The organism is Halomonas saccharevitans (assembly GCF_032333995.1).
In the GTDB taxonomy this organism is placed as follows: Bacteria; Pseudomonadota; Gammaproteobacteria; order Pseudomonadales; family Halomonadaceae; genus Halomonas; species Halomonas saccharevitans.
Genome location: NZ_JAVXUR010000002.1, coordinates 264,749 through 285,475 on the forward strand (window position 1 = coordinate 264,749; position 20,727 = coordinate 285,475).

The following is a 20,727-nucleotide window of genomic DNA, read 5'->3' on the forward strand; positions in this document are numbered from 1 at the left end:
AGTGTGCCCTCAGCCGGTCTCGGCGAGTCGACCCCGCAGGCGACTGACCGCCTGACTGTGCAGCTGGCAGACCCGGGATTCCGACACGCCGAGCACCGCGCCGATCTCCTTCAGGTTGAGCTCTTCCTGGTAGTAGAGGGCCATGAGCAGTTTCTCGCGCTCGGGCAGCTCCTCAATGGCCTCGACCAGCCGCTGGCGCTTCTCCTGATCCAGCAGTTGCGAGAAGGGGCCTTCCAGGGCGCGGCTCTCGAGCCGCGACTCGCCGCCCTCGGCCATCAGCTCCTCGAAGGGCAGCAGCTGGCCGCTGTTGGTGTCGTTGAGCAGGCGTCGGTAGTCGGCCAGGGGCATCTCGAGCATCGCCGCGATCTCCGTCTCCTCGGGCGCGCGCCCCAGCTCCTGCTCCAGCCGCCGCACGGCGGCGTCCACGGCTCGGGCGCTGCGCCTCACACTGCGCGGCAGCCAGTCCCGGCTGCGCAGCTCGTCAAGCATGGCGCCGCGGATCCGCTGATTGGCAAAGGTCGCGAAGCTGGCGCCCTGTCCCGCATTGAAGCGGCCCATGGCCTCCAGCAGTCCCACGGTGCCGGCCTGGATCAGGTCGTCCAGTTCGATGCTGGCGGGCAGCCGAACCTGCAGGGCGAGTGCCTGGCGGCGCACCATCGGCAGGTACTCCGTCAGCAGTGCGCTCTGATCGATCTTCCCTTGTGCGGTATACATCCTCGTGCCTCACAGCTGGCCGGCAGCCACCCGCGCTTCGGGGTGGCGTTGCCGGATTCGGTTTTACCGATGGTTCACGATCACCTGCAGCCCGCCGACCCTGATCGGATCCTCTCCCCGGGGCAGCGAGAAGTGAAACGCCAGCGGCGCATCGGCCGGCAGCCCGGCCAGCGCGCGGGTGGTGCCGCGCATGGCGGGCAGCGCCACACAGCCGGCCGGGTGGCAGAGCCGGGCGTTCAGGGCGCGGCCCGGCGGCAACCGATAGCGCCAGGTGATGCTGGTGATGGCCTCGCCCTCGGCTGGCATGCCGCCCGGCCGCAGGGCGGCGGACACCGTATCGCGCCCGAGCACGCTGACGCGCAGCGCGGGGGCCTCGGCGACCCAGCTGCCGGCGGCCTGAAGCTCGGTGCTGGCAACTGCCAGCAGCAGCGCCAGGGCCGGCCAGCATCGACGGTCGGGGCGCGGGGCGAATCGTCTCGAGGGCCTCATGACGCCATCACCAGCAGATCGATACCCAGGTAGCGCCAGGCCGCCTGTTGCAGGTTGTTCAAAAGCCCCCGGCGGGGCAGATCGGGGGCGTGCACGGCGAGCAGCCGGCGTGGCCCCTGTCGCTCATGGAGTTGTCTGAGTACCGCGAACGCCTGGCGAAAGGCGTCCGGATCGCTGCCCACCCACAGCGCCCAGCGTGACTGCTGGGTCAGCAACAGCGGCAGGTGCGGGCTGCTGATCGCCAGGGGCACCACCCGCCACTGCGCCGGGTCGTTTACCCAGCGCTGCCCCTCGGCCGCCCAGTGCTCGAGCAGCGTCATGACCCGGCCGGCCTGGTCGGGCGAACTGCCCGGTAACCCGACTACCACCAGCGTCCTCGGCGGCGCCCCGGCGGTGCTGGCACGAGGCTGAGCGCGAGGCGAGTCGGGGCCTTGCTGTGTGCCGGCCCACTGGCGAAGGCCCGCCGCCTGGTCGCACGCGGTCACTCGATGTTCTCCACGCTGGCGGCGCCCAGCTGGCGCATGGCGTCTCGCGCACTGAACAGCGTCAGCAGCGCCTCGAGCAGCGCGGTGTCGCGGCGGCGACGGCGGCCGCCCACCAGGCCCAGCAGCTCCGCGCGCAGATCCTGGCCGGCCTCGTCATCGATGTGCTCGAGGTGGCTGGCCTGGGTCGCGATGCCGGCGGCCAGCAGCAGGCGCAGCTCGGGGCGTGTCCGGGCGGGCAGCAGCTCCACCAGGCGCTCCTCGGCGCGCCGCGTCTGCTGGGTGACTCCTTCCGCCTGGAGATAGCGCAGCAGCAAGGGCACGGCATCCTCGGGGTGGCGGCAGGTCGTCAGCCAGAAGCGTCGTCCCAGCGCGTCGCCGCTCTCGGGATCGCTCAGCTCGGCGAACCAGGCCTCAAGGGGCGTCTCGGAACCCTGTTCCCTGCGCGGGTTCGGGGCGGCCGTGACGCTGAGCCGTGACAGCGCGACGCGGCACGGCTGGCCGCGCAGGCGCGCGTCGACCGTCGTCGCGGGGGTCGCCAGCGCGGCTAGCTCGGAGAGGGCGCGACGCTCGCCGCCGTGGCGAACCCGCTGGCCGGCGCGGACCTGGCTCGACCATATGCCCTCGCCCTCGGTCAGCCACCGCCAGGTCTCGGCATCCGGCAGGCCGGGCAGCAGGTGCACCCTGACACCCTGCTCCGCCTCGGCCCGGATCAACCGGTTGAGCGGGCCGGCGCTCTGTCGGTGCTGCAGGTCCGGCAGTGCCAGCCAGTGGCCGTGGGCGTCCAGGCCGAGGTCGGGCATCGCCCAGTTGCGGCCCTTTAGCGGGCGCCGCGGGGCCCAGAGCGTGGCCACGCGCGCCTGTTGTTCGGCCGCTCGTTCGAGCAGGGCGTCCAGGCGCGGGGCCTGCAGCTCCTCGGGCAGCGCGGTAAGATCCCAGGCCGCCTCGAGGTCGGTGACCCCGGCCAGCCCGCGACGCAACCCGCTCAGGGCGGAAGAGAGCCGCCGCCCCTGTCCCAGCAGGTCGCTGGTCGTCGCCCGGGGGCGGGGTGTCGCCGGCGCCTCATCCAGCGGCAGGGGCGAGCGGGTGGCGAGCGCCTGAATGGCCAGCGCCCGGGGATCGGCCAGGGCGAGATCCTCGGGAACGCGCTGGCCGTGGGAGACGAAAGCCAGGCGCAGCCCATGGCGCAGGACCGTCTCGATGGCGGGCGCCAGGCGGCCGGCCTCGTCCTGCTTGGTCAGCAGGCAGTCGTTCAGTTCCGCCCCGGCGGCGCGGGCGGCCTGGCCATAGCGGCTGGCCACCTCCTCCAGGGTCTCCGGCTGGCTGGCGGCGTTGAGCAGCAGTACCATCCGCACCCGAACGCGCCCGCCCTGCAGCTGGGCGATCTGCTCGATGATGCGGTGATCGCGTTGGCTCATGCCCACGGTGTCGATGATCACCCAGCGCCGTCCCCGGAGCAGCGGCGCCAGGCTGTCGATCGGCTGGTCGGGGGCCAGGGCATGCATCGGAATGCCGAGGATCTCGGCATAGATGCGCAGCTGTTCGTGGGCGCCGATGCGGAAGCTGTCGGTCGTGATCAGGGCGACCCGGTCGGCGCCGTGGCGCTGCACGAAGCGCGCCGCCAGCTTGGCCGTGGTGGTGGTCTTGCCCACCCCGGTGGGGCCGACCAGCGAGACGATGCCGGGCGGCGCAAAGAAGCCCTCCTCCTCCTCGAGGACTGCGAGTCGCGACGCCAGCCGGCGCTGCAGCCAGGCCAGCGGGCGCTCGTCGTCGCCCTCGGCAGCGTCGAGCTCGGCCGGCAGGGCGGCCAGCAGCTCGTCGGTCAGGGCCTCGCCGAAGCCGGCTTCGCGCAGCAGGCGCTTCAAGCGCGTGCGGCCGTCGCGGGCCGGCGCGTGGCGCGTCTGCTCCCGGGCCAGCAGGGTGCGCATGTCCTGCATCTCACGCAGCAGCTGCTCGCTCATGGCGTGCAGAGCCTGTCCATCGACCGCCGCCTCGCCGGTCGGCAGGGCGGGCGCGGCGGCAGGCGAAGGCGGGGGAGTCGACGGGGCCGCCAGTGAGGGCGCCGGCGCGGCGGTCATGCCCTCCACGGCGTCGTCGGCCATGGCGAGGATCTCGACGCCCTGCTCGGTGTGCCGGTTGGCCAGTATCAAGGCATCGTCGCCGAGCGACTCGCGCACCTGGCGCATCGCCTCTCGGCTGGTCTGGCCCACGAATCGAATCACGCTCATCTATCAGCGACCTCCCACTACGGTGGTGACGCGCAAGGTGCGGTCGTCGGGAATCTCGGCCTGGGACATCACCGCCAGATGGCGCAGGCGGCGGCGCAGGAAGCGCGCGAGCATCGCCCGCAGGTTGTGCTGCACCACCATCACCGGCGGCTCGCCGCTGGCCTCGTGGCGCTCGAGCGCCTGTTCGGTCTGGGTCATCAGCGTATCGGCCAGGCCGGGCTCCAGGGCGCCGTTGCCGTTCATCGCCTGGGTCAGGATCTGCTCGAGCTGGCTGTCCAGGCCGATGACCTTGAGCTCGTCGCGGCCGGCGAACCACTGCTGGGTGATGCCGCGACCCAGGGCGACGCGCACCAGCGCGGTGAGCTCGTGGGGATCCTGCTGCTGCGGGGCGTGCTCGGCCAGGGCGTCGAGGATGGTGCGCATGTCGCGGATCGAGACCTCCTCCTCGAGCAGGTTCTGCAGCAGGCGCTGCAGCACCGTGAGGGAGATGGCCTTGGGCACGATGTCGTCCACCAGTCCTGGCTGCTCTTCCTTGAGCTTGTCGAGCAGCTTCTGCACCTCGGCGCGGCCGAGCATCTCGGCCGAGTGGCGGTGGAGCAGGTGGTTGAGGTGGGTGGCCACCACGGTGCTGGCGTCCACCACGGTGTAGCCGTAGACCTGGGCATGCTCGCGCTGGCTGCCGTCGACCCAGATGGCCGGCAGGCCGAAGGCGGGATCCTGGGTCGCCACGCCCTTGAGCTCGCCGGTCACCTGGCCCGGATCGATGGCCAGCCACTGCCCGGGGAAGGCCTCGGCGCGGCCGATCTCCGCGCCCTTCAGGGTCAGCAGGTAGGCGTTGGCGCCGAGCTCCAGGTTGTCGCGGATGTGCACCACCGGCGGCAGGAAGCCGACCTCCTGGGCAAACTTCTTGCGTACGCTCTTGATGCGACCGAGCAGCTCGCCCTGCTGGCGGGCATCCACCAGCGGGATCAGCCGATGGCCCACCTCGAGGCCCAGGGTGTCGACCAGCTGCACGTCTTCCCAGCTGGCCTCCGGGGCCTCGGGCGAGGGGGGCGCCTCGGTGGCGATCTCCTTCTCGACCAGGCGGCGCTCCTTCTGGCGCATCAGCCACCAGGCCAGCCCGCCCAGCAGCGCCGTGAAGATCAGGAACACCAGGTTGGGCATGCCCGGCACCAGCCCCAGCAGGCCCATCACCGCGGCCGCCAGGATCAACACCTGGGGATTGACGAACAGCTGGCTGATCATCTGCTGCCCGACGTCCTGGTCGGTGGTGACCCGGGAGACGGTGACGCCGGCGGCGGTGGAGATCACCAGGGCGGGAATCTGGGCGACCAGGCCATCGCCGATGGTCATCAGGGTGTAGGTGCGCGCCGCGTCGGCGAAGCCCATGTCGTGCTGGAGCATGCCGATCAGCAGGCCGCCGATCACGTTGACCACCATGATCACCAGGCCGGCCATGGCGTCGCCGCGTACGAACTTGCTGGCGCCGTCCATGGAGCCGTAGAAGTCCGCCTCCTGGGAGACGTCGCTGCGCCGCTGTCGCGCCTCGTCCTCGCCGATCAGCCCGGCGTTGAGGTCGGCATCGATGGCCATCTGCTTGCCCGGCATGGCGTCGAGCATGAAGCGGGCGCCGACCTCGGCGATGCGCCCGGCACCCTTGGTGATGACCATGAAGTTGATGATCACCAGTATCAGGAATACCACCAGGCCCACGGCGAAGTTGCCGCCGACCAGGAACTCGCCGAAGGCCTCGATCACCTTGCCTGCCGAGTCGCCGCCCTGGTGGCCCTCCATCAGGATGATGCGGGTCGAGGCGACGTTGAGCGACAGTCTCAGCAGGGTGGTGAACAGCAGCACGGCCGGGAAGGCGGCGAAATCCAGAGGCTTCTGGGTGAACATGCTCACCAGCAGCACCATGATCGCCAGGGCGATGTTGAACGTGAACAGCAGGTCCAGGATGAAGGGCGGCAGCGGCAGGATCATCATGGACAGGATCATGAGGATCAGCAGCGGGCCGGCCAGCAGCTTCATGGGCACGTGGGCCATCCAGTCGCGCTGGCCCAGGTATTGGTTCATCAAGGCCTTCATGGACGTGCCTCGTCAGTATCGGCGTCGCGTGCCGGGATCTCGAGAGAGGCCGGCACCGGAAGATTCTCGGGGGAGGGTGGCGCTTCGCCGCCCTCCTTGGCTGCGCGTTTCAGGCCGAAGGCCCAGGCCAGGACCTCGGCCACGGCGGTGAACAGGTCGGCCGGAATCTCGGCGTCGAGATCCACGTGGTGATACAGCGCCCTGGCCAGCGGAGGCGCCTCCAGCCGAGGCACGCCGTGCTCCTCGCCGACCTCGCGGATACGAGCGGCGACCTCGTCGGCGCCCTTGGCGATGACCCGCGGCGCCGACATTCCGGTCTCCTCATACTGCAGTGCCACGGCGTAGTGCGAGGGGTTGGTGATGATCACGTCGGCTTCCGGCACCTTGCTCATCATGCGGCCGCGCGCCATTGCCTGCTGCTGCTGGCGAATGCGCCCCTTCACCTGAGGGTCGCCCTCGGACTCCTTGTGCTCGCGCTTCACCTCGTCCTTGCTCATGCGCAGCTTCTTGGCGTGGCTCCACAGCTGGTAGGGCACGTCGATCAGGATCACCACCAGCAGGGTCAGCACCATCAGGCCGCAGGCCTCGGCGGCCATCCCCATCGCCTTGGCCAGCGCCTGCTGGATCGGCTGATCCATCAGCGCCATGAAGTCGCCGCGGTTCAGGTAGAGAAACGTCACGGCCACGCTGCCCACCAGCAGCGACTTGGCGATCGCCTTGGCCAGCTCCACCAGCGCCTGGACGCCGAACAGGCGCTTCAGGCCCTTGAGGGGGTTGAGCTTCGATAGCTGCGGCTTGAGCGACTTGGCCGAGATCAGCCAGCCCCCGAGCAGCGCCGGGGCGACCAGGGCCACCACCGTCAGCAGCAGAAACAGCGGCATCAGGGCGTAGAGCGTACGCTCGCCGAGGTCCAGCGCGGTGGTGAGCATCGGCGTGGTGTGAAGCGCCTGGCGCCGCTCGAACAGGAAGGCCTGCTCCATGACCACGCCCAGCTGGTCGTAGAGCAGGCCGCCCATCGACCAGAGTCCGATCACGCCGGCCAGCAGCAGCATGAAGGTGGCCAGCTCCCGGGAACGGGCGACCTGGCCCTCCTCACGCGACTTTTCCAGTCGTCGTGGAGTGGCCTCTTCGGTCTTTTCCTGGTCGCTGTCTTGGTCGGCCATGGCCATTCACCGGGCAGTCGGGCGGACCCTGGCCATTGTGTCGCTGAGCGGGAAGGGGTGATGCGTCAAAAAGGGCCGGTAATCGCGGTCTTATCCGCGACTCTCGGCCTGATCAGGAGCGGGGTGGGAAGGGGGTTAGAAGCCGAGCTCGTCCAGCAGGTCGTCGACCTGGTCCTGGCCGGTGACGATGCCCTCGGCCTCGGGCTTGACCTGGGGGCCGTTCAACAGCCCCTCCTCGCGCCGCCGGTCGTCGCTTTGCCACTGGTTCGTGGCGCGCTTCTGGAGGTCTTCGCGGGCCTTGCCCTGGGGGACGGCGTCGATCAGCACCTGCACCAGCTGATGCTCGATCTCGCGGATCACGTCCATCATCTTCTTGATCACCTGGCCGGTCAGGTCCTGGAAGTCCTGGGCCATCATGATCTCGAGCAGTTCCTGGTTGGTCGCCCGGGTCCGCTGGGGCACGTCGCCCAGATATTGCCGGGTGTCCTGGACCAGCTCGCGCGCTTCGTCGAGTTCCTTGGGTTCGGCAAACCACTCTGCCCAGCGTGCGTCCAGTGACTCGGCCCGATCGCTGAGGTCGTCCTGCAGCGGCTGGGCCCGGTCGATGGCGTTGAGCGCTCGCTCGGCCGCCTGCTCGGTCATGGTCGCCACGTAGCTGAGTCGATCACGGGCATCGGGGATCGCCTCGGCGGCCCGTTCGATCTCCTTGTCGAGTCCCAGCTCGCGCATGCTCTCCCGCAGCATGCGCGTCAACTGTCCGATCCGCTGAACCAGTTCGTCGCTGGCCTCCTGCGGGGGATCCTGGGACGGCATCTCGTTGCTCATCATCCTCGCTCCTTGGTGCCGGACCTGCCGGCCGCCTTACATGCCCAGTTTTTCGAAGATCTTGTTGAGTTTTTCTTCCAGGGTGGCCGAGGTGAAGGGCTTGACGACATAGCCGTTGGCGCCTGCCTGGGCCGCCGCGATGATGTTCTCCTTCTTGGCCTCGGCGGTGACCATCAGCACCGGCAGATCCTTGAGGCCGTCGTCGGCACGGATCTGCTTGAGCATGTCCAGGCCGTCGAGGTTGGGCATGTTCCAGTCCGAGACCACGAACTCGAAGCCACCCGCCTTGAGCTTGTTCAGGGCGTCCTGGCCGTCCTCGGCCTCCTCCACGTTGGTGAAGCCGAGCTCCTTCAGCAGGCTGCGCACGATGCGGCGCATGGTCGGGAAATCATCCACCACTAGGATGCTCATGTTCTTGTCTGCCATCGGATATCCTCTTTCAGTCGTGGCATATACGGGGCCGGCACGTCGATGCCGGCCGCTGTTAAATCAGACGAATCAGAATTCTTCCCACTCTTCCTCGACAGCCGCCTGGCGCGCGGGCCGTGTGGGGGAAGACGGTGCTGCGGGGGCGGCGTGCGACACATCGCGCTTTGGTGCCGCCTCGGGCCTTGGCACCTCGCCGCCGGGCGCGGTGCTCTGCTGGCCCTCCGTCAGCTTGAAGACCGCCACCGCCTGCTCGAGGCGATCGGCCTGCTCTTCCAGCGAGGCGGCGGCCGCGGAGGCCTCCTGGACCAGCGAGGCGTTCTGCTGGGTGACCTGGTCCATCTGGCCCACGGCCTGGCTGACCTGCTCGATGCCGTCGCTCTGCTCCTGGGAGGCCGCCGAGATCTCGTCCATGATGTCGGTCACCCGGCGCACCGAGTTGACCACGTCCTGCATGGTCGTGCCGGCCTGCTCGACCAGCGCCGAACCCTCCTGCACCTGGGTCACGGAGCCGTCGATCAGTCCCTTGATCTCCTTGGCGGCGTCGGCGCTGCGGCTTGCCAGGTTGCGCACCTCCTCAGCCACCACGGCGAAGCCACGTCCGTGCTCGCCGGCCCGGGCCGCCTCCACCGAGGCGTTGAGCGCCAGGATGTTGGTCTGGAAGGCGATGGAGTCGATCACTCCGGTGATGTCGGCGACCTTCTGGGAGCTGCCCGCGATGCCGTGCATCGTCTTCACCACCTGCTCGACCACCTCGCCGCCGCGCTCGGCGGTCTGGGTCGCCTCCTGGGCGAGACTGTTGGCCTGGCGGGCGTTGTCGGCGTTCTGCCGGACGGTGGCGGTGATCTCCTCCATGCTCGAGGCGGTCTCCTCCAGGGAGGCGGCCTGCTGCTCAGTGCGCGAGGAGAGATCGGCATTGCCGCTGGCGATCTCGCGGCTGCCGACGTGGATGGAGTCCGTGCCGTCGCGCACGTCGGTGACGATGCGGGTCAGGCTCTGCTGCATGTCGCGCATGGCGGTGAAGAGCTGGCCGATCTCGTTGCGGCTCAACACCCGGATCTCGCCGGAGAGGTCGGCCCGGGCGATCCGCTCGAGGGTCTCCACGGCGACCCGCAGCGGGGTGATGACGATGTTGCGCAGGCCCACGTAGATCATGCCGACCAGCAGCGCGACGAGCGCCAGGACGCCCAGCTGGACGCGCTGGAGCAGGGTTTCGGTGTCCTTGTATTCGTCGAGCAGCGTGTCACCCCGCGCATCGGCGTAGCGAACGAACTCGGTGAGGGCCGCATCCTGGACCTCGGCCGGCACCGACATCTGCTCGCGCAGCGCGTTGAACTCGTCGATCTCCCCCTCGCCGAGGGCCTCGTACTTCTGACGGGCGAGGGTGAGCATCTCGCCGAAGGTGGCCTCTACCCGGTCGCCGAGCTCGCTCTCCTGGTCGGTGCGCGGCACGCTGGCGAAGGCCTCGAAACGCGCCTCGGCGCGGGCCAACTGATCTGCCCCCGCGGCCCGGTGCTCCTCGGCCTTCGCCTGCTGGCCCAGCACGAAGAGGTTGGCCGCCGACTCCAGGTCGGCCCGGGCACCGCTCAGCAGGGCATCCGCGCGGTTGATCGCGTTGAGCTGGGCCACGTTGATCCGGTCGAGGGTTTCCAGGGTGTCGTTGGCCGCACGGCTAGTCAGCTGCCCCACGGTGGCCACCGCGGCGATGAACGCCACGAAGCAGGCCAGGACGGCCACCATGGCCGTGTGAATGCTGATGTTACGCAAGAGACGTGTCATGCCTACGTTCCTTCTGAGTTGGCACCGGGCGTCTGTCCGATGACGTTGTGCGTCCTGGCGCTTATACCCGCTGGGCGCGGCCCGAAGCCGCCGCCAGGGAGAGCAGGCGAGGGGCGACCTCCTCCAGCGGAAGCACCTCGGCCGCCGCGCCCAGGGCGACGGCTTCGCGGGGCATGCCGTAGACCACGCAGCTCGCCTCGTCCTGGGCGACGGTGGCCGAGCCCGCCTGGCGCATCTCCAGCAGGCCCGCGGCCCCGTCCTTGCCCATGCCGGTGAGCAGCACGCCGATGGCGTTGCGCCCTGCCTGGGTGGCGGCAGAGTGGAACAGCACGTCTACCGAGGGGCGGTGGCGGTTGACCGGCGGACCATCGTCGAGGCGGGCGACGTAGTTGGCGCCGCTGCGCGCGAGCTTGAGGTGGGCGTCGCCGGGGGCGATATAGGCGTGGCCCGGCAGGATGCGCTCGCCGTCGACGGCCTCCTTGACGCTGATCTGGCACAGGCGGTCGAGGCGCTCGGCGAACGAGCGGGTGAAGCCGCCCGGCATGTGCTGGGTGATCAGGATCGCCGGGCTGTTGGCCGGCAGCGGCTCGAGCACCTGGCGAATCGCCTCGGTGCCCCCGGTGGAGGCGCCGATGATGATCAGCTTCTCGCTGGAGACGATGGGCGCCTTGAGCGGCTGAGGGCCGGGCGCGCTGGGGCGGCGAGCCTGACGGGGACGCGAGCGCGCCGCGGCACGCAGCTTCTCGGCGATCTCCGTGGCGTACTCCAGCATGCCGTGGCGGATGCCGAGCGACGGCTTGGCCACGAAATCCACGGCGCCCAGCTCCAGGGCGCGCAGCGTCACCTCGGAGCCCGACTGGGTCAGCGAGGAGACCATCAGCACCGGCATGGGACGTAGGCGCATCAGGCGCTCGAGGAAATCGAGGCCGTCCATGCGCGGCATCTCCACGTCCAGGGTCAGCACGTCGGGGTTGTGGCGCTTGATCAGATCGCGCGCCACCAGGGGGTCGGGGGCCACGGCCACGACCTCCATGTCCGGCTGCTGGTTGATGATGTCCGTCAGCAGGTCGCGTATCAGCGCCGAATCATCGACACACAGCACCTTGATGGGGTTGGCGCTCAAGGGGTTGTCTCCTGTTGTCTTGGCGGTCCGTGAACAGGCCGCCGAGGCTAACCGTGCAACGTCTATCGGCTCGCGGGGGCAAGACTTTAACGCTCAGCGCCCGGGCGTGCGGACGTAGACGGTCTGGCCGCGCAGCCGGAAGGCATCGGTGATGTAGGAAAAGCTCTCGGAGTGGCCGGCAAACAGCAGGCCGTCGGGCTTGAGCAGCGGAGCGAAGCGCTCGAGGATTCGCTTCTGCGTGGTCTTGTCGAAATAGATCATGGTGTTACGACAGAAGATCGCATCGAAGGGGCCGCTCACCGGCCACTGGGGCGCGAGCAGGTTGAGCGGCTGGAAGTCGATCATCGCCGCGACCTCCGGGCGGATCCGCGCGAAGCCCCTGTGCGCCCCCTTGCCGCGCTGAAAGAAGCGCTTGGTTCTCGACTCGTCGAGCTTGCACACCTGCTCTAGCGGGTAGATGCCGGCCCGTGCCCGGGCCAGGGCTTCGGTGTCGATGTCGGTCGCCACCACCTCGGCCTGAGTGGCGCGCGATCCCAGCGTCTCCATCAGGGTCATGGCGATCGAGTAGGGCTCCTCGCCGGTCGAGGACGCGGCGCACCAGATGCGCACCTTGTCCCGACGCGAGCCCACGTGATCGGCGAGCAGGGGGAAGTGGTGCGCCTCGCGGAAGAAGGCCGTGAGGTTGGTGGTCAGGGCGTTGGTGAAGGCCTCCCACTCGCGCGCCTCGGGCTGGCGCTCCAGGCGCGCCAGGTAGTCGGCGAAGCGAGTCAGGCCGTGGTGGCGCATCCGCTTCGCCAGGCGACTGTAGACCATCTCGCGCTTGTGCTCGGCGAGCACGATGCCCGCCCGCTGATAGATCAGCTGGCGGATCCTGGAGAAATCGGCGTCGGTCAGCTCTAGATCGCGCTCGAGCCGACTGCCTCCCCAGCCGCTCTCCTCCGCCGGCATGTCGACGTTTCGGGGCTCGTTCAAAATTCCTCCCACTCCTCGACGGCCTCGGGCTGGCGCGGCGAATGCCGGTGCGCGGCCTCGCGGCCAGAGGATGATGACGGGGATGCGACCTCACGACCAGAGGGCGAGGATGTGGTGGAGGGCTCGGTATGCGTACGGCGCTCCGCCAGGGAGGGTGCTCGCTCCATGCCCGCGCCGCGCAGTCGGAAGGCGGAAATGGCATTGCCGAGCAGGCCAGCCTGCTGTTCGAGTTCGCTGGCGGCGCGCGCCGAGGCCTGGACCCGTTCGGCGTTCTGCTGGGTCACCTGATCCATCTCCACCACGGCCTGGTTGATCTGGCCGATGCCGTTGCTCTGCTCCTCGGAGGCGGCGGTGATCTCGCTCATGATGTCGTTGACCCGGGTGGAAGCCTCCATGACGGCACTGAGGGAGGTCTCCGCCCGGCGCACCAGCTCGGCACCGTCGTCGATCTGGCGGGCCGAGCCGTCGATCAGCTCGCGGATCTCGCTGGCGGCGTCGGCGCTGCGACCGGCCAGCTTGCGCACCTCGCCGGCGACCACCGCGAAGCCGCGGCCCTGCTCGCCGGCGCGTGCCGCCTCCACCGAGGCGTTGAGCGCCAGGATGTTGGTCTGGAAGGCGATGGAGTCGATGACGTTGATGATCTCGGTCATCTTGCGCGAGCCCGCGGTGATCTGACCCATGGTATCCACGACCTGATGCATCAGTTCGCCGGTTTCCTGGGTGCGCTCGGCGTTCTCGGAGGCCAGGCCGCTGGCCTGACGGGCGTTGTCCGAGTTGTGCTGCACGGTGGTGGTCATCTCCTCCATGCTCGAGGCGGTCTGCTGCAGCGAGGCGGCCTGCTGTTCGGTGCGCGCGGAGAGATCCTCGTTGCCCGAGGCGATGTCCCGCGCGGCCGGCGTCACCACGCGGATGCCGCCGTTGACGTCGCCGACGATGCTGCCGAGGCTCTTGCGCATGATGTCCAGCGCCTCCATCAGGCGACCCAGCTCGTCGCGGCGGCGGGGCGGCACGTCGGCGGCGAGGTTGCCCGAGGCGATCTGCAGGGTGAAGGCCTGGGCGTCGCGCAGCGGACGCAGCATGGCGCGCAGGGTCAGCGCGCCGATCACGATCAGTGCCAGCAGGCCGAGGGCCAGCATGCCGGCCTGGGCCATCAGCATCTGCCGCTGGCCCTCTCGGGCTTCAGTGGCCAGCAGGGCCGCGTCGGTCTGCTTGCTCTCGATGAGTGCGTTGACCTCGTTGGAGAGCTCCTCCCCCATCGCCTGCATCTCCTCGATATGCGGAGGCAGGCTGGTGAACATCTCGAACTTCTCCTCGGTCTGGAACAGCGCGATGGCGCGTCCCAGGCCCTCCTCGAGATAGCGCGTCAGGTCTTCGTCGAAGACGTCGGCCTGTCCGCCCTGGTTGACCTCACGGGCCCGGTAGTCGTCCCACAGCGCGGCCAGCGACGCCTGGGTCTCCTGCAGTGCCGCGGCGTGCTGCTCCTTGTTCTCGATCAGCTCGAAACGTTTGCCGCGCGCGAGCGTCTGGTGGGCGCGGGTCGCGAGCTGGTCGATCTGCTGCAGCCGCGCCACGTCCTGCAGGCCGTCGCGATCCAGCGCCTGCAGCCGCTCGCCGGAGACCTGCAGCCCGAAGAGCCCCATGGCGCCGCTCGCCGAGAGCAGCAGGCCGGCCACCACCACCATGGTCACCACGCGGGCCCGCAGGCTGCGCAGGTTGAGACGCGCCAGGCGGCCGGCCAGGCCGCGGCGACGCAGCTGACCGCGATCCAGGGTGAAACGGCGGCCCTTGCCCTCGCGGATCAGCGCATAGGCTTTTTCGGCTTTCTCGATCGCTTCGCGGGCAGGCTTGACCCGGACCGAGGCGTAGCCGACGACTTCGCCGTTCTCGACGACAGGCGAGACGCTCGCCTCCACCCAGTAGTGGTCGCCGCTCTTGTGCCGATTCTTGACCAGGCCCTTCCAGTGCTCGCCGGCTGCCAGCGTATCCCAGAGGTTCTGGTAGGCCGCCTCCGGCATGTCCGGGTGGCGCACCAGGTTATGGGGCGCGCCGACCAGCTCCTCGTGGCTGAAGCCGCTGACTTCGATGAAGGCCGGATTGGCATAGGTGATGCGGCCCTTGAGGTCCGTGCGCGAGATCAGGAAGTGCTCATCGTGGAGCGGACGTTCCCGTTGGGTGACGGGCTGGTTATTTCGCATGCGACATCCCCTGCTGAGGCAATTGGCTAGGCCTGTTGATTGTTATCGCGTGCCGCCGTGGTACCGGGCGGCCTTGAGACTCGAAACGTCGTGCCGGCTAGAACGACTCCCACTCGTCGTTACGCGCGGCCTGCTCGTCGTGCCCCTGGCTCGCGGCGCGGCGCTGCGGTGCCTGGGCTTGCATCAGCGATGGCATCCAGCGGGCCAGATCGCTGGTCGCGTCGGCCTCTCGCGAATCCTCGTTATCGCTGTGGGCGGCCTGCTGGTCGATCTGGAAATGTGTGACGGCGACCCTGAGCTGACTCGCCTCGGCTTCCAGCTGGTTGGCCGCGCTGGCGGCCTGCTGGACGAGTTCGGCATTCTGCTGGGTGACCTGGTCCATCTGGGTGACGGCCTCGTTGACCTGGGAGATGCCGTTGCTCTGCTCGCTGGAGGCGGCGGCGATCTCGTCCATGATGTCGCTGACTCGCTGCACTGCCTGGACGACTTCCTCCATGGTCTGGCCGGCCTGATCGACGCTGGCGGTGCCGTCATCGACCTGCTGCACCGAGGCCTTGATCAGGCCACGGATCTCGCTGGAGGCATCGGCGCTGCGGCTGGCCAGGCTGCGAACCTCCTGGGCGACCACGGCGAAGCCGCGGCCGTGCTCGCCGGCACGCGCCGCCTCCACCGAGGCGTTGAGCGCCAGGATATTGGTCTGGAAGGCGATGGCGTCGATGGTGCCGATGATCTCTGCCACCTGGTGGGAGCCCTTGCTGATCCGGTGCATGGTCTCGATCACCTCGCCGACCACCTCGCCACCCTGTCTCGCGGTGCGGGTGGCCTCGGCAGCCAGCTGGCTGGCCTGCTGGGCGTTCTCGGCATTCTGCCCCACGGTGGAGGAGAGCTCTTCCATGCTGGAGGCGGTCTCCTCCAGGGAGGCCGCCTGCTGCTCGGTGCGCGAGGAGAGGTCGTTGTTGCCGCTGGCGATGCTCTGGGAGCCCTGGTAGATGGTCTCGCCGCTGCGGCGCACCTTGCCCACCGTCTCGGCGAGGCCCTGCTGCATCTGCGCCAGTGAGGCGTAGAGGCGGCCGATCTCGTTGTCGCCCCGCCGCGGGATCGTCTGGGCGAGGTCGCCTTTCTCCATGCGCTCGAAGTAGCCGACCAGCCGCCCCAGCGGGCGGGTGACGTTGACGGTCACGCCCCACAGCACCCCGACGATGGTCAGGGCGGCGACCACCAGGGCGGCAATCATCAGGAGCTCGAGGAGACCGACCTGGTCGAAGAAACCGCTATACAGGGCGCGACCGTTCTGCTCGGCGGCGACGAAGAAGGTCACGGCGTCGTCGTAGAAGCGCTGGGTAAGCGTTTCTACGTCGTCGTGCAGGTTGGAGAAGGCCTCTGCGCTGCCTTCGGTCAACGCCTGCTGCTGGGGTAGCAGCCCTTCGTTCATCAGCGCCGTGAAGCTCTGCTCGACGGCAGCGATCCTCGGTCGTTGCTCCGCCTGGCGCGGCAGGGCCAGGAATTCCTGGAAGATCGCCTCGATCTCATCGAGTTCTTCGCTCAGCGCCTCGGCCTCGGCCTTCACCGCCTCTCGCTCATCCGGCCAGACCGCCTGGCCAAGGCGCGCGTGGAGATTGCGCATGTCCATCTGCGCAAACAGCATCTGCGTGTTGGCGCGGTTCAGCGCAGAGACCTGATCCACGTTGACCCGGTTGAGGGTCTGCAGCGAGTCTTCGCTGTAGCGCACGGTATAGAGGCCGAGGCCACTCAGGACCAGGATCAGCGCGGCGAAGACCGCAAGCACCAGGCTCCAGCTGACCCTGACGGTCATGTTGTCGAGAAGCTTCACACGATTCTCCTGTTGTCGGGCGACCGTGGCCGCCCCGGTGATCGACGGGCCGATCAGGCCTCGGCCGGCTCGCGAGTATCGCGCGTGCGCTCGGCGGGCAGGGCGTTTGGCGTGCCCTCCTCGCCGCGTGCGAGGTCGACACGGAAATGCGCCACCCGCTCGCGCAGGTGCTGCGCCTTGGCCGTCAGGCGCCGTGCGGTGTCGGTGCTGCCCTCTACCAGGCCGGCGTTCTGCTGGGTCATGCGATCCATCTGGGAGACGGCCACGCCGACCTGCTCGATGCCCTGGCTCTGCTCCCGGGTGGCGGTGGAGATCTCGTCCATCAGGCCGCTGAGCTGGCTGACGTCATGCGCCATGCCGGCGATCAGCTCGTCGGTCTCCTTGACCCGACGGGTGCCCTCGACGACCTTGGCGTCGGAGCGTTCGATCAGTGTCTTGATCTCGCGGGTCGCCGTGGCCGAACGGCTGGCCAGGCTGCGCACTTCCTCGGCCACCACGGCGAAGCCGCGGCCGTGCTCGCCGGCGCGCGCCGCCTCCACCGAGGCATTGAGCGCCAGGATGTTGGTCTGGAAGGCGATGGCGTCGATGGTGTCGACGATGGTGTTCATCTGGGTGGCGCTGTCGTTGATCTCGGTGATCGCGCCTACCACGTCCTCCATCGCCGTGCGGCCGCGGGCGGCGTTCGCGGAGGTGTCGCCGGCCAGGGTGCTTGCCCGCTCGGTGTGCTCGGCGTTGTGCTGCACCGTGGTAGTCAGCTCCTCCATGCTGGAGGCGGTCTCGGCCAGGGCCGCGGCCTGCTGCTCGGTGCGCGTGGCCAGCTCGTCGTTGCCGGCGCCGAGCGCTACCACCTCGGTGTTGACGGCGTCGCTGTCGCGATGGATGTCGCCGATGGTGGTGGCCAGGGCACGGCGCATGCGCTCGATGTCGTAGAGCAGGCTGCCGGTGTCGCCGTCGCGCAGCCGCACCTCGCGAGTGAGGTCGCCGTCGGCGATGGTGCTCACCGCCTCGGCGGCATAGCGCGGATCGCCGCCCAGGGCGCGCGTCACACCGCGGATCACCATCACCATCAGCAGGCTCACCGGAACCCCGATGACCAGCAGGGCCAGCAGCGTACTGGTCAGCGAGGAAACGAAGGCGGCGTTGATGTCGTCGATGTAGACGCCGGTGCCGACGATCCAGCCCCAGGGGTCGAAGCGCTCATGGTAGGAGGATTTCGGGGCGGGTTCGCCCCCCTCCTCATGAGGCCAGAGGTAGTCGACGTAGCCGTCGTCCTGGGCGACGTCCTCGGCGAACTCACGGAACAGATAGCGGTCCTCGACGTTCTGGAAGTCGCCCACCTCGGTGCCCACCGGCAGGCGCGGGTGGCTGAGCAGGGCGAAGTCGTCGTTGAAGATGTAGAAGTAGCCGCGACCCTCGTCGTAGCGCATGTCCTTGATCAGCGACGCGGCCTGCGTCTTGGCCGTCTCGCGGTCGATGTCGCCGGCAGCGACCCGCTCGGCCTGGCCCTCGAGGGTCGACATCGCCAGGTCGATATAGACCTCGAGCGCTGCGCGGCGCTCCTCGAGCATGGTCTGGCGGGTCTCCCAGGCGCTCCAGCCCACCATCAGCAGCATGGCCAGCCAGATGAGTCCGAGTGATCCCCACAGCTTTTGTGTTGTTGTCAGTTGCCGCATTGTGCCGTTCCCTCGCGGGTCGTTAGGTCATCGAGTCATGAGTGGGTGAGCCGGACGAGCCTCACTCGCCGACGGATTCGACCAGGGCCATCTCCTCGCTGGTCAGCAGCTTGTCGATGTCGACCAGCACCAGCATGCGATCCTCGAGACTGCCCAGGCCGCTCAGGAAGTCGGAGGAGAGGGTCACGCCGAACTCCGGGGCCGGCTTGATCTGCTCGGGGGTAAGGGTCATGACGTCCGAGACGCCATCCACCACGATGCCCACCACCCGCTCGCCGACGTTGACCACGATCACCACGGTCTGGCCGCCGTACTCGACGGTGTCGAGGTGGAACTTGATGCGCAGATCGACGATCGGCACGATGATGCCGCGCAGGTTGGTCACGCCCTTGATGAACTCAGGGGCATTGGCGATGCGCGTGACGTTCTCGTAGCCGCGGATCTCCTGCACCTTGAGGATGTCGATGGCGTACTCTTCCTCGCCCAGCGAGAACACCAGGAATTCGCGGTTGTGGGCCTCGGACGCGGCGTGGTCGGCGTTGCGTGTCAGGCTAGTCATGATGGTTCTCCCTCCTTGCGGAACAGCATTGAGTGATCGGTAGTGGCGCGCTGCGTGCGTCGCGCCTCCTTCTTGGCCCGGTTCAGGCGATGCAGGTCGGCGATATCCAGGATCAGCGCCACGCTGCCGTCGCCCAGGATGGTCGCCGCCGAGACGCCCGGCACCTTGCGATAGTTGGTCTCGAGGTTTTTCACGACCACCTGCTGCTGGCCGATCAGGTCGTCCACCAGCAGGGCATAGCGGCGCCCCTCGCCCTGAACGATCACCGCGATGGTCTCGTTGAGCTCGGTCTTGGCGCCCTCCACGTCCAGCGCCGAATGTACGGCCACCACGGGCAGGTACTCGTCGCGGACCTTGAGCACCACGTCGTCGCCGGCCATGGCGTAGAGGTCATCGCGGGAGGGCTGCAGGGACTCGAGCACGGTGGAGAGCGGCAGGATGAAGACCTCCTTGCCGACCTTGATCGACATGCCGTCGAGGATCGCCAGGGTCAGCGGCAGCACGATGCGCGTGGTGGTGCCCTGGCCCTTGCGGGACATGATCTCGACGTGGCCGCCCATGCCCTGGATGTTGCGCTTGACCACGTCCATGCCTACACCGCGCCCGGAGACGTCGCTGACCTCCTTGGCGGTGGAGAAGCCGGGGGCGAAGATCAGCTGCCACACCTCGTCGTCGCTCATGGTGTCGGAGACCGACAGGCCACTTTCGCGGGCCTTGGCGAGCAGCCTGTCGCGATCCAGGCCGGCGCCGTCGTCGATCACCTCGATGAGGATGTTGCCGCCCTGGTGCTGGGCCGAGAGGGTCAGGCGCCCGGTGCGCGGCTTGCCGGCCGCCTCGCGGGTGTCCGGGTCCTCGATGCCGTGATCCAGGCTGTTGCGCACCAGGTGGGTGAGCGGGTCGATGATGCGCTCGGTAAGGCTCTTGTCGAGTTCGGTGGATTCGCCCTCGGCGACCAGCTCGACGTCCTTGTCGAGCTTGCCGGCCAGGTCGCGCACCAGGCGGGGGTAGCGGCTGAACACGTAGTCCATGGGCACCATGCGCACCGACATGACCGCCTCCTGGAGGTCCCGGGCATTGCGCTGCAGCAGGCTCATGCCGTTGAGCAGGCCGCCGTGGGTGATGCCGTCGAGCTCGCTGACGGTCTGGTCGAGCATCGACTGGGTGATGATCAGCTCGCCTACCAGGTTGATGATCTGGTCGACCTTATCCACCGAGACCCGGATCGAGCTGGACTCGCCGCCGGCCTTGGCCTTCTTCGCCTTGGGCTTGCCGCCCGCCTGCTTGCTCTCTTCTTTCTTGCTCTCTTCCTGCTTGTTCTCTTTCTGGTTGGCCTCCGCCTTCGTGGCGTCGGCGGCGCCCGTCGCGTCGCTTGCTGATGAGGCGGCGACGGCCTCGGCGGCTTGCGGCGGCGTCGATGAGGCGCTCGGAGTGGCCGGCGCCGCCGCGGCGGGCTGGATCTGCAGCTGCTCGGGCTCGACGATGAAGCACATCACCGCCTCGATGTCCTCGCCGCCGATGGCGGTCAGCAGCGTGACCTCGTAACGGGCCTCGTCGCCGCGCTGATCCTGCACCGTGCCGAGCTGGCCCAACTCCTCCACCAGCAGATCGCGATCCTTCTCGCCGACGTTCAGCAGCGCCACGGTCAGTGCCTGTTCGCCGCCCGCGGGCTCGGTGGCCTGGCTGTCCGCGGGCGTGCTGTCCGGCGCCGGCGCCGGCTCGACCGGGGCCGCGGGGGCTGCGTCGGCGACCCCCGGCGTACCGCTGGGCGCCTCGAGCTCCTGGCCGATCTCCTCGCGGGCCAGCTGCTGCAGGGTCTGGCAGATCCGGGTGAAGGCCTCCTGATCGGGCGCTTCCTCGTTGCGATAGGCGTCCAGCTGGTCGTGCAGCATGTCCTTGGTTTCCAGAAAGGTATCGACGATGTCCCGGCGCAGCGTCAGTTCTCCGCGGCGGGTGTGATCAAGCAGGTTCTCGAAGAGGTGCGTGGTCTTTTGCAGCACGTCGAAGCCGAAGGTGCCGGCGCCCCCCTTGATCGAATGCGCAGCCCGGAAGATCGCGTTGAGCTGCTCGGCATCCGGCGCCTCGAGGTCGATCTCGAGCAGGTGGCGCTCCATGTCGGCGAGCAGCTCCTCGGCCTCCTCGAAGAAGGTTTCATAGAAATCGGTGATATCCATGCGCGTGTC

General features: G+C 68.6%; 16 protein-coding genes. All 16 read right to left on the reverse strand.

The window, feature by feature from the left end:
• Positions 1-9: 9 nt before the first annotated feature.
• Entirely contained in the window at positions 10-714 is a 705-nt protein-coding gene (locus tag RSO68_RS06710) for an RNA polymerase sigma factor FliA (RefSeq protein ID WP_315585893.1), read from the reverse strand.
• 63 nt (positions 715-777) lie between these two features.
• Positions 778-1,203 (reverse strand): flagellar protein FlhE, encoded by a 426-nt coding sequence (locus tag RSO68_RS06715; protein WP_315585894.1) that lies wholly within the window; start codon positions 1,201-1,203, stop codon positions 778-780.
• Positions 1,200-1,688, reverse strand: coding sequence for a hypothetical protein (locus RSO68_RS06720; RefSeq protein ID WP_315585895.1), 489 nt, complete (start codon positions 1,686-1,688; stop codon positions 1,200-1,202). Before RSO68_RS06720 ends, RSO68_RS06715 begins: the two co-directional genes overlap by 4 nt.
• Positions 1,685-3,913, reverse strand: coding sequence for a flagellar biosynthesis protein FlhF (gene flhF / locus RSO68_RS06725; protein WP_315585896.1), 2,229 nt, complete (start codon positions 3,911-3,913; stop codon positions 1,685-1,687). The genes RSO68_RS06720 and flhF overlap by 4 nt, the downstream gene beginning before the upstream one ends.
• Positions 3,914-3,916: 3 nt before the next feature.
• Positions 3,917-5,989 carry a flagellar biosynthesis protein FlhA gene (gene flhA, locus RSO68_RS06730; protein WP_390882395.1) on the reverse strand — a complete coding sequence of 691 codons (2,073 nt, stop codon included), beginning with the start codon at positions 5,987-5,989 and terminating at the stop codon, positions 3,917-3,919.
• 8 nt (positions 5,990-5,997) lie between these two features.
• On the reverse strand, positions 5,998-7,164 hold the full coding sequence (flhB, locus tag RSO68_RS06735) for a flagellar biosynthesis protein FlhB (protein ID WP_315585897.1): 1,167 nt from the start codon (positions 7,162-7,164) through the stop codon (positions 5,998-6,000).
• 135 nt (positions 7,165-7,299) lie between these two features.
• The gene (gene cheZ, locus RSO68_RS06740; protein WP_315585898.1) at positions 7,300-7,989 is read right to left on the reverse strand and encodes a protein phosphatase CheZ; all 690 of its coding nucleotides are present in this window, start codon (positions 7,987-7,989) and stop codon (positions 7,300-7,302) included.
• Positions 7,990-8,025: 36 nt separating this feature from the next.
• Positions 8,026-8,415: a chemotaxis response regulator CheY gene (gene cheY, locus RSO68_RS06745; protein WP_315585899.1), complete on the reverse strand. Its 390-nt coding sequence runs from the start codon at positions 8,413-8,415 to the stop codon at positions 8,026-8,028.
• A 72-nt stretch (positions 8,416-8,487) separates the two neighbouring features.
• Entirely contained in the window at positions 8,488-10,194 is a 1,707-nt protein-coding gene (locus RSO68_RS06750) for a methyl-accepting chemotaxis protein (RefSeq protein ID WP_315585900.1), read from the reverse strand.
• 61 nt (positions 10,195-10,255) lie between these two features.
• A complete protein-coding gene (locus RSO68_RS06755; RefSeq protein WP_315585901.1) occupies positions 10,256-11,317 on the reverse strand; it encodes a protein-glutamate methylesterase/protein-glutamine glutaminase in 1,062 nt (353 codons plus the stop codon).
• A gap of 93 nt (positions 11,318-11,410) precedes the next feature.
• A complete protein-coding gene (locus tag RSO68_RS06760) occupies positions 11,411-12,265 on the reverse strand; it encodes a CheR family methyltransferase (protein WP_315586210.1) in 855 nt (284 codons plus the stop codon).
• 20 nt (positions 12,266-12,285) lie between these two features.
• Positions 12,286-14,484 carry a methyl-accepting chemotaxis protein gene (locus RSO68_RS06765; RefSeq protein ID WP_315585902.1) on the reverse strand — a complete coding sequence of 733 codons (2,199 nt, stop codon included), beginning with the start codon at positions 14,482-14,484 and terminating at the stop codon, positions 12,286-12,288.
• Between the two features lie 97 nt (positions 14,485-14,581).
• A complete protein-coding gene (locus RSO68_RS06770; protein ID WP_315585903.1) occupies positions 14,582-16,315 on the reverse strand; it encodes a methyl-accepting chemotaxis protein in 1,734 nt (577 codons plus the stop codon).
• 53 nt (positions 16,316-16,368) lie between these two features.
• A complete protein-coding gene (locus RSO68_RS06775; RefSeq protein ID WP_315585904.1) occupies positions 16,369-17,988 on the reverse strand; it encodes a methyl-accepting chemotaxis protein in 1,620 nt (539 codons plus the stop codon).
• A 61-nt stretch (positions 17,989-18,049) separates the two neighbouring features.
• Positions 18,050-18,547, reverse strand: coding sequence for a chemotaxis protein CheW (gene cheW / locus RSO68_RS06780; RefSeq protein WP_089848057.1), 498 nt, complete (start codon positions 18,545-18,547; stop codon positions 18,050-18,052).
• A complete protein-coding gene (cheA, locus tag RSO68_RS06785; protein ID WP_315585905.1) occupies positions 18,544-20,718 on the reverse strand; it encodes a chemotaxis protein CheA in 2,175 nt (724 codons plus the stop codon). The genes cheW and cheA overlap by 4 nt, the downstream gene beginning before the upstream one ends.
• Positions 20,719-20,727: the final 9 nt, after the last annotated feature.

What these genes read in the sequence shown, in the direction of transcription:
- cheZ (WP_315585898.1), bottom strand. Translation starts at nt 7,989, where the DNA reads ATGAGCAACGAGATGCCGTCCCAGGATCCCCCGCAGGAGGCCAGCGAC.
- RSO68_RS06765 (WP_315585902.1), bottom strand. Translation starts at nt 14,484, where the DNA reads ATGCGAAATAACCAGCCCGTCACCCAACGGGAACGTCCGCTCCACGAT.
- cheY (WP_315585899.1), bottom strand. Translation starts at nt 8,415, where the DNA reads ATGGCAGACAAGAACATGAGCATCCTAGTGGTGGATGATTTCCCGACC.
- cheA (WP_315585905.1), bottom strand. Translation starts at nt 20,718, where the DNA reads ATGGATATCACCGATTTCTATGAAACCTTCTTCGAGGAGGCCGAGGAG.
- RSO68_RS06715 (WP_315585894.1), bottom strand. Translation starts at nt 1,203, where the DNA reads ATGAGGCCCTCGAGACGATTCGCCCCGCGCCCCGACCGTCGATGCTGG.
- cheW (WP_089848057.1), bottom strand. Translation starts at nt 18,547, where the DNA reads ATGACTAGCCTGACACGCAACGCCGACCACGCCGCGTCCGAGGCCCAC.
- RSO68_RS06750 (WP_315585900.1), bottom strand. Translation starts at nt 10,194, where the DNA reads ATGACACGTCTCTTGCGTAACATCAGCATTCACACGGCCATGGTGGCC.
- RSO68_RS06710 (WP_315585893.1), bottom strand. Translation starts at nt 714, where the DNA reads ATGTATACCGCACAAGGGAAGATCGATCAGAGCGCACTGCTGACGGAG.
- RSO68_RS06775 (WP_315585904.1), bottom strand. Translation starts at nt 17,988, where the DNA reads ATGCGGCAACTGACAACAACACAAAAGCTGTGGGGATCACTCGGACTC.
- flhB (WP_315585897.1), bottom strand. Translation starts at nt 7,164, where the DNA reads ATGGCCGACCAAGACAGCGACCAGGAAAAGACCGAAGAGGCCACTCCA.
- flhF (WP_315585896.1), bottom strand. Translation starts at nt 3,913, where the DNA reads ATGAGCGTGATTCGATTCGTGGGCCAGACCAGCCGAGAGGCGATGCGC.
- flhA (WP_390882395.1), bottom strand. Translation starts at nt 5,989, where the DNA reads ATGAACCAATACCTGGGCCAGCGCGACTGGATGGCCCACGTGCCCATG.
- RSO68_RS06760 (WP_315586210.1), bottom strand. Translation starts at nt 12,265, where the DNA reads ATGCCGGCGGAGGAGAGCGGCTGGGGAGGCAGTCGGCTCGAGCGCGAT.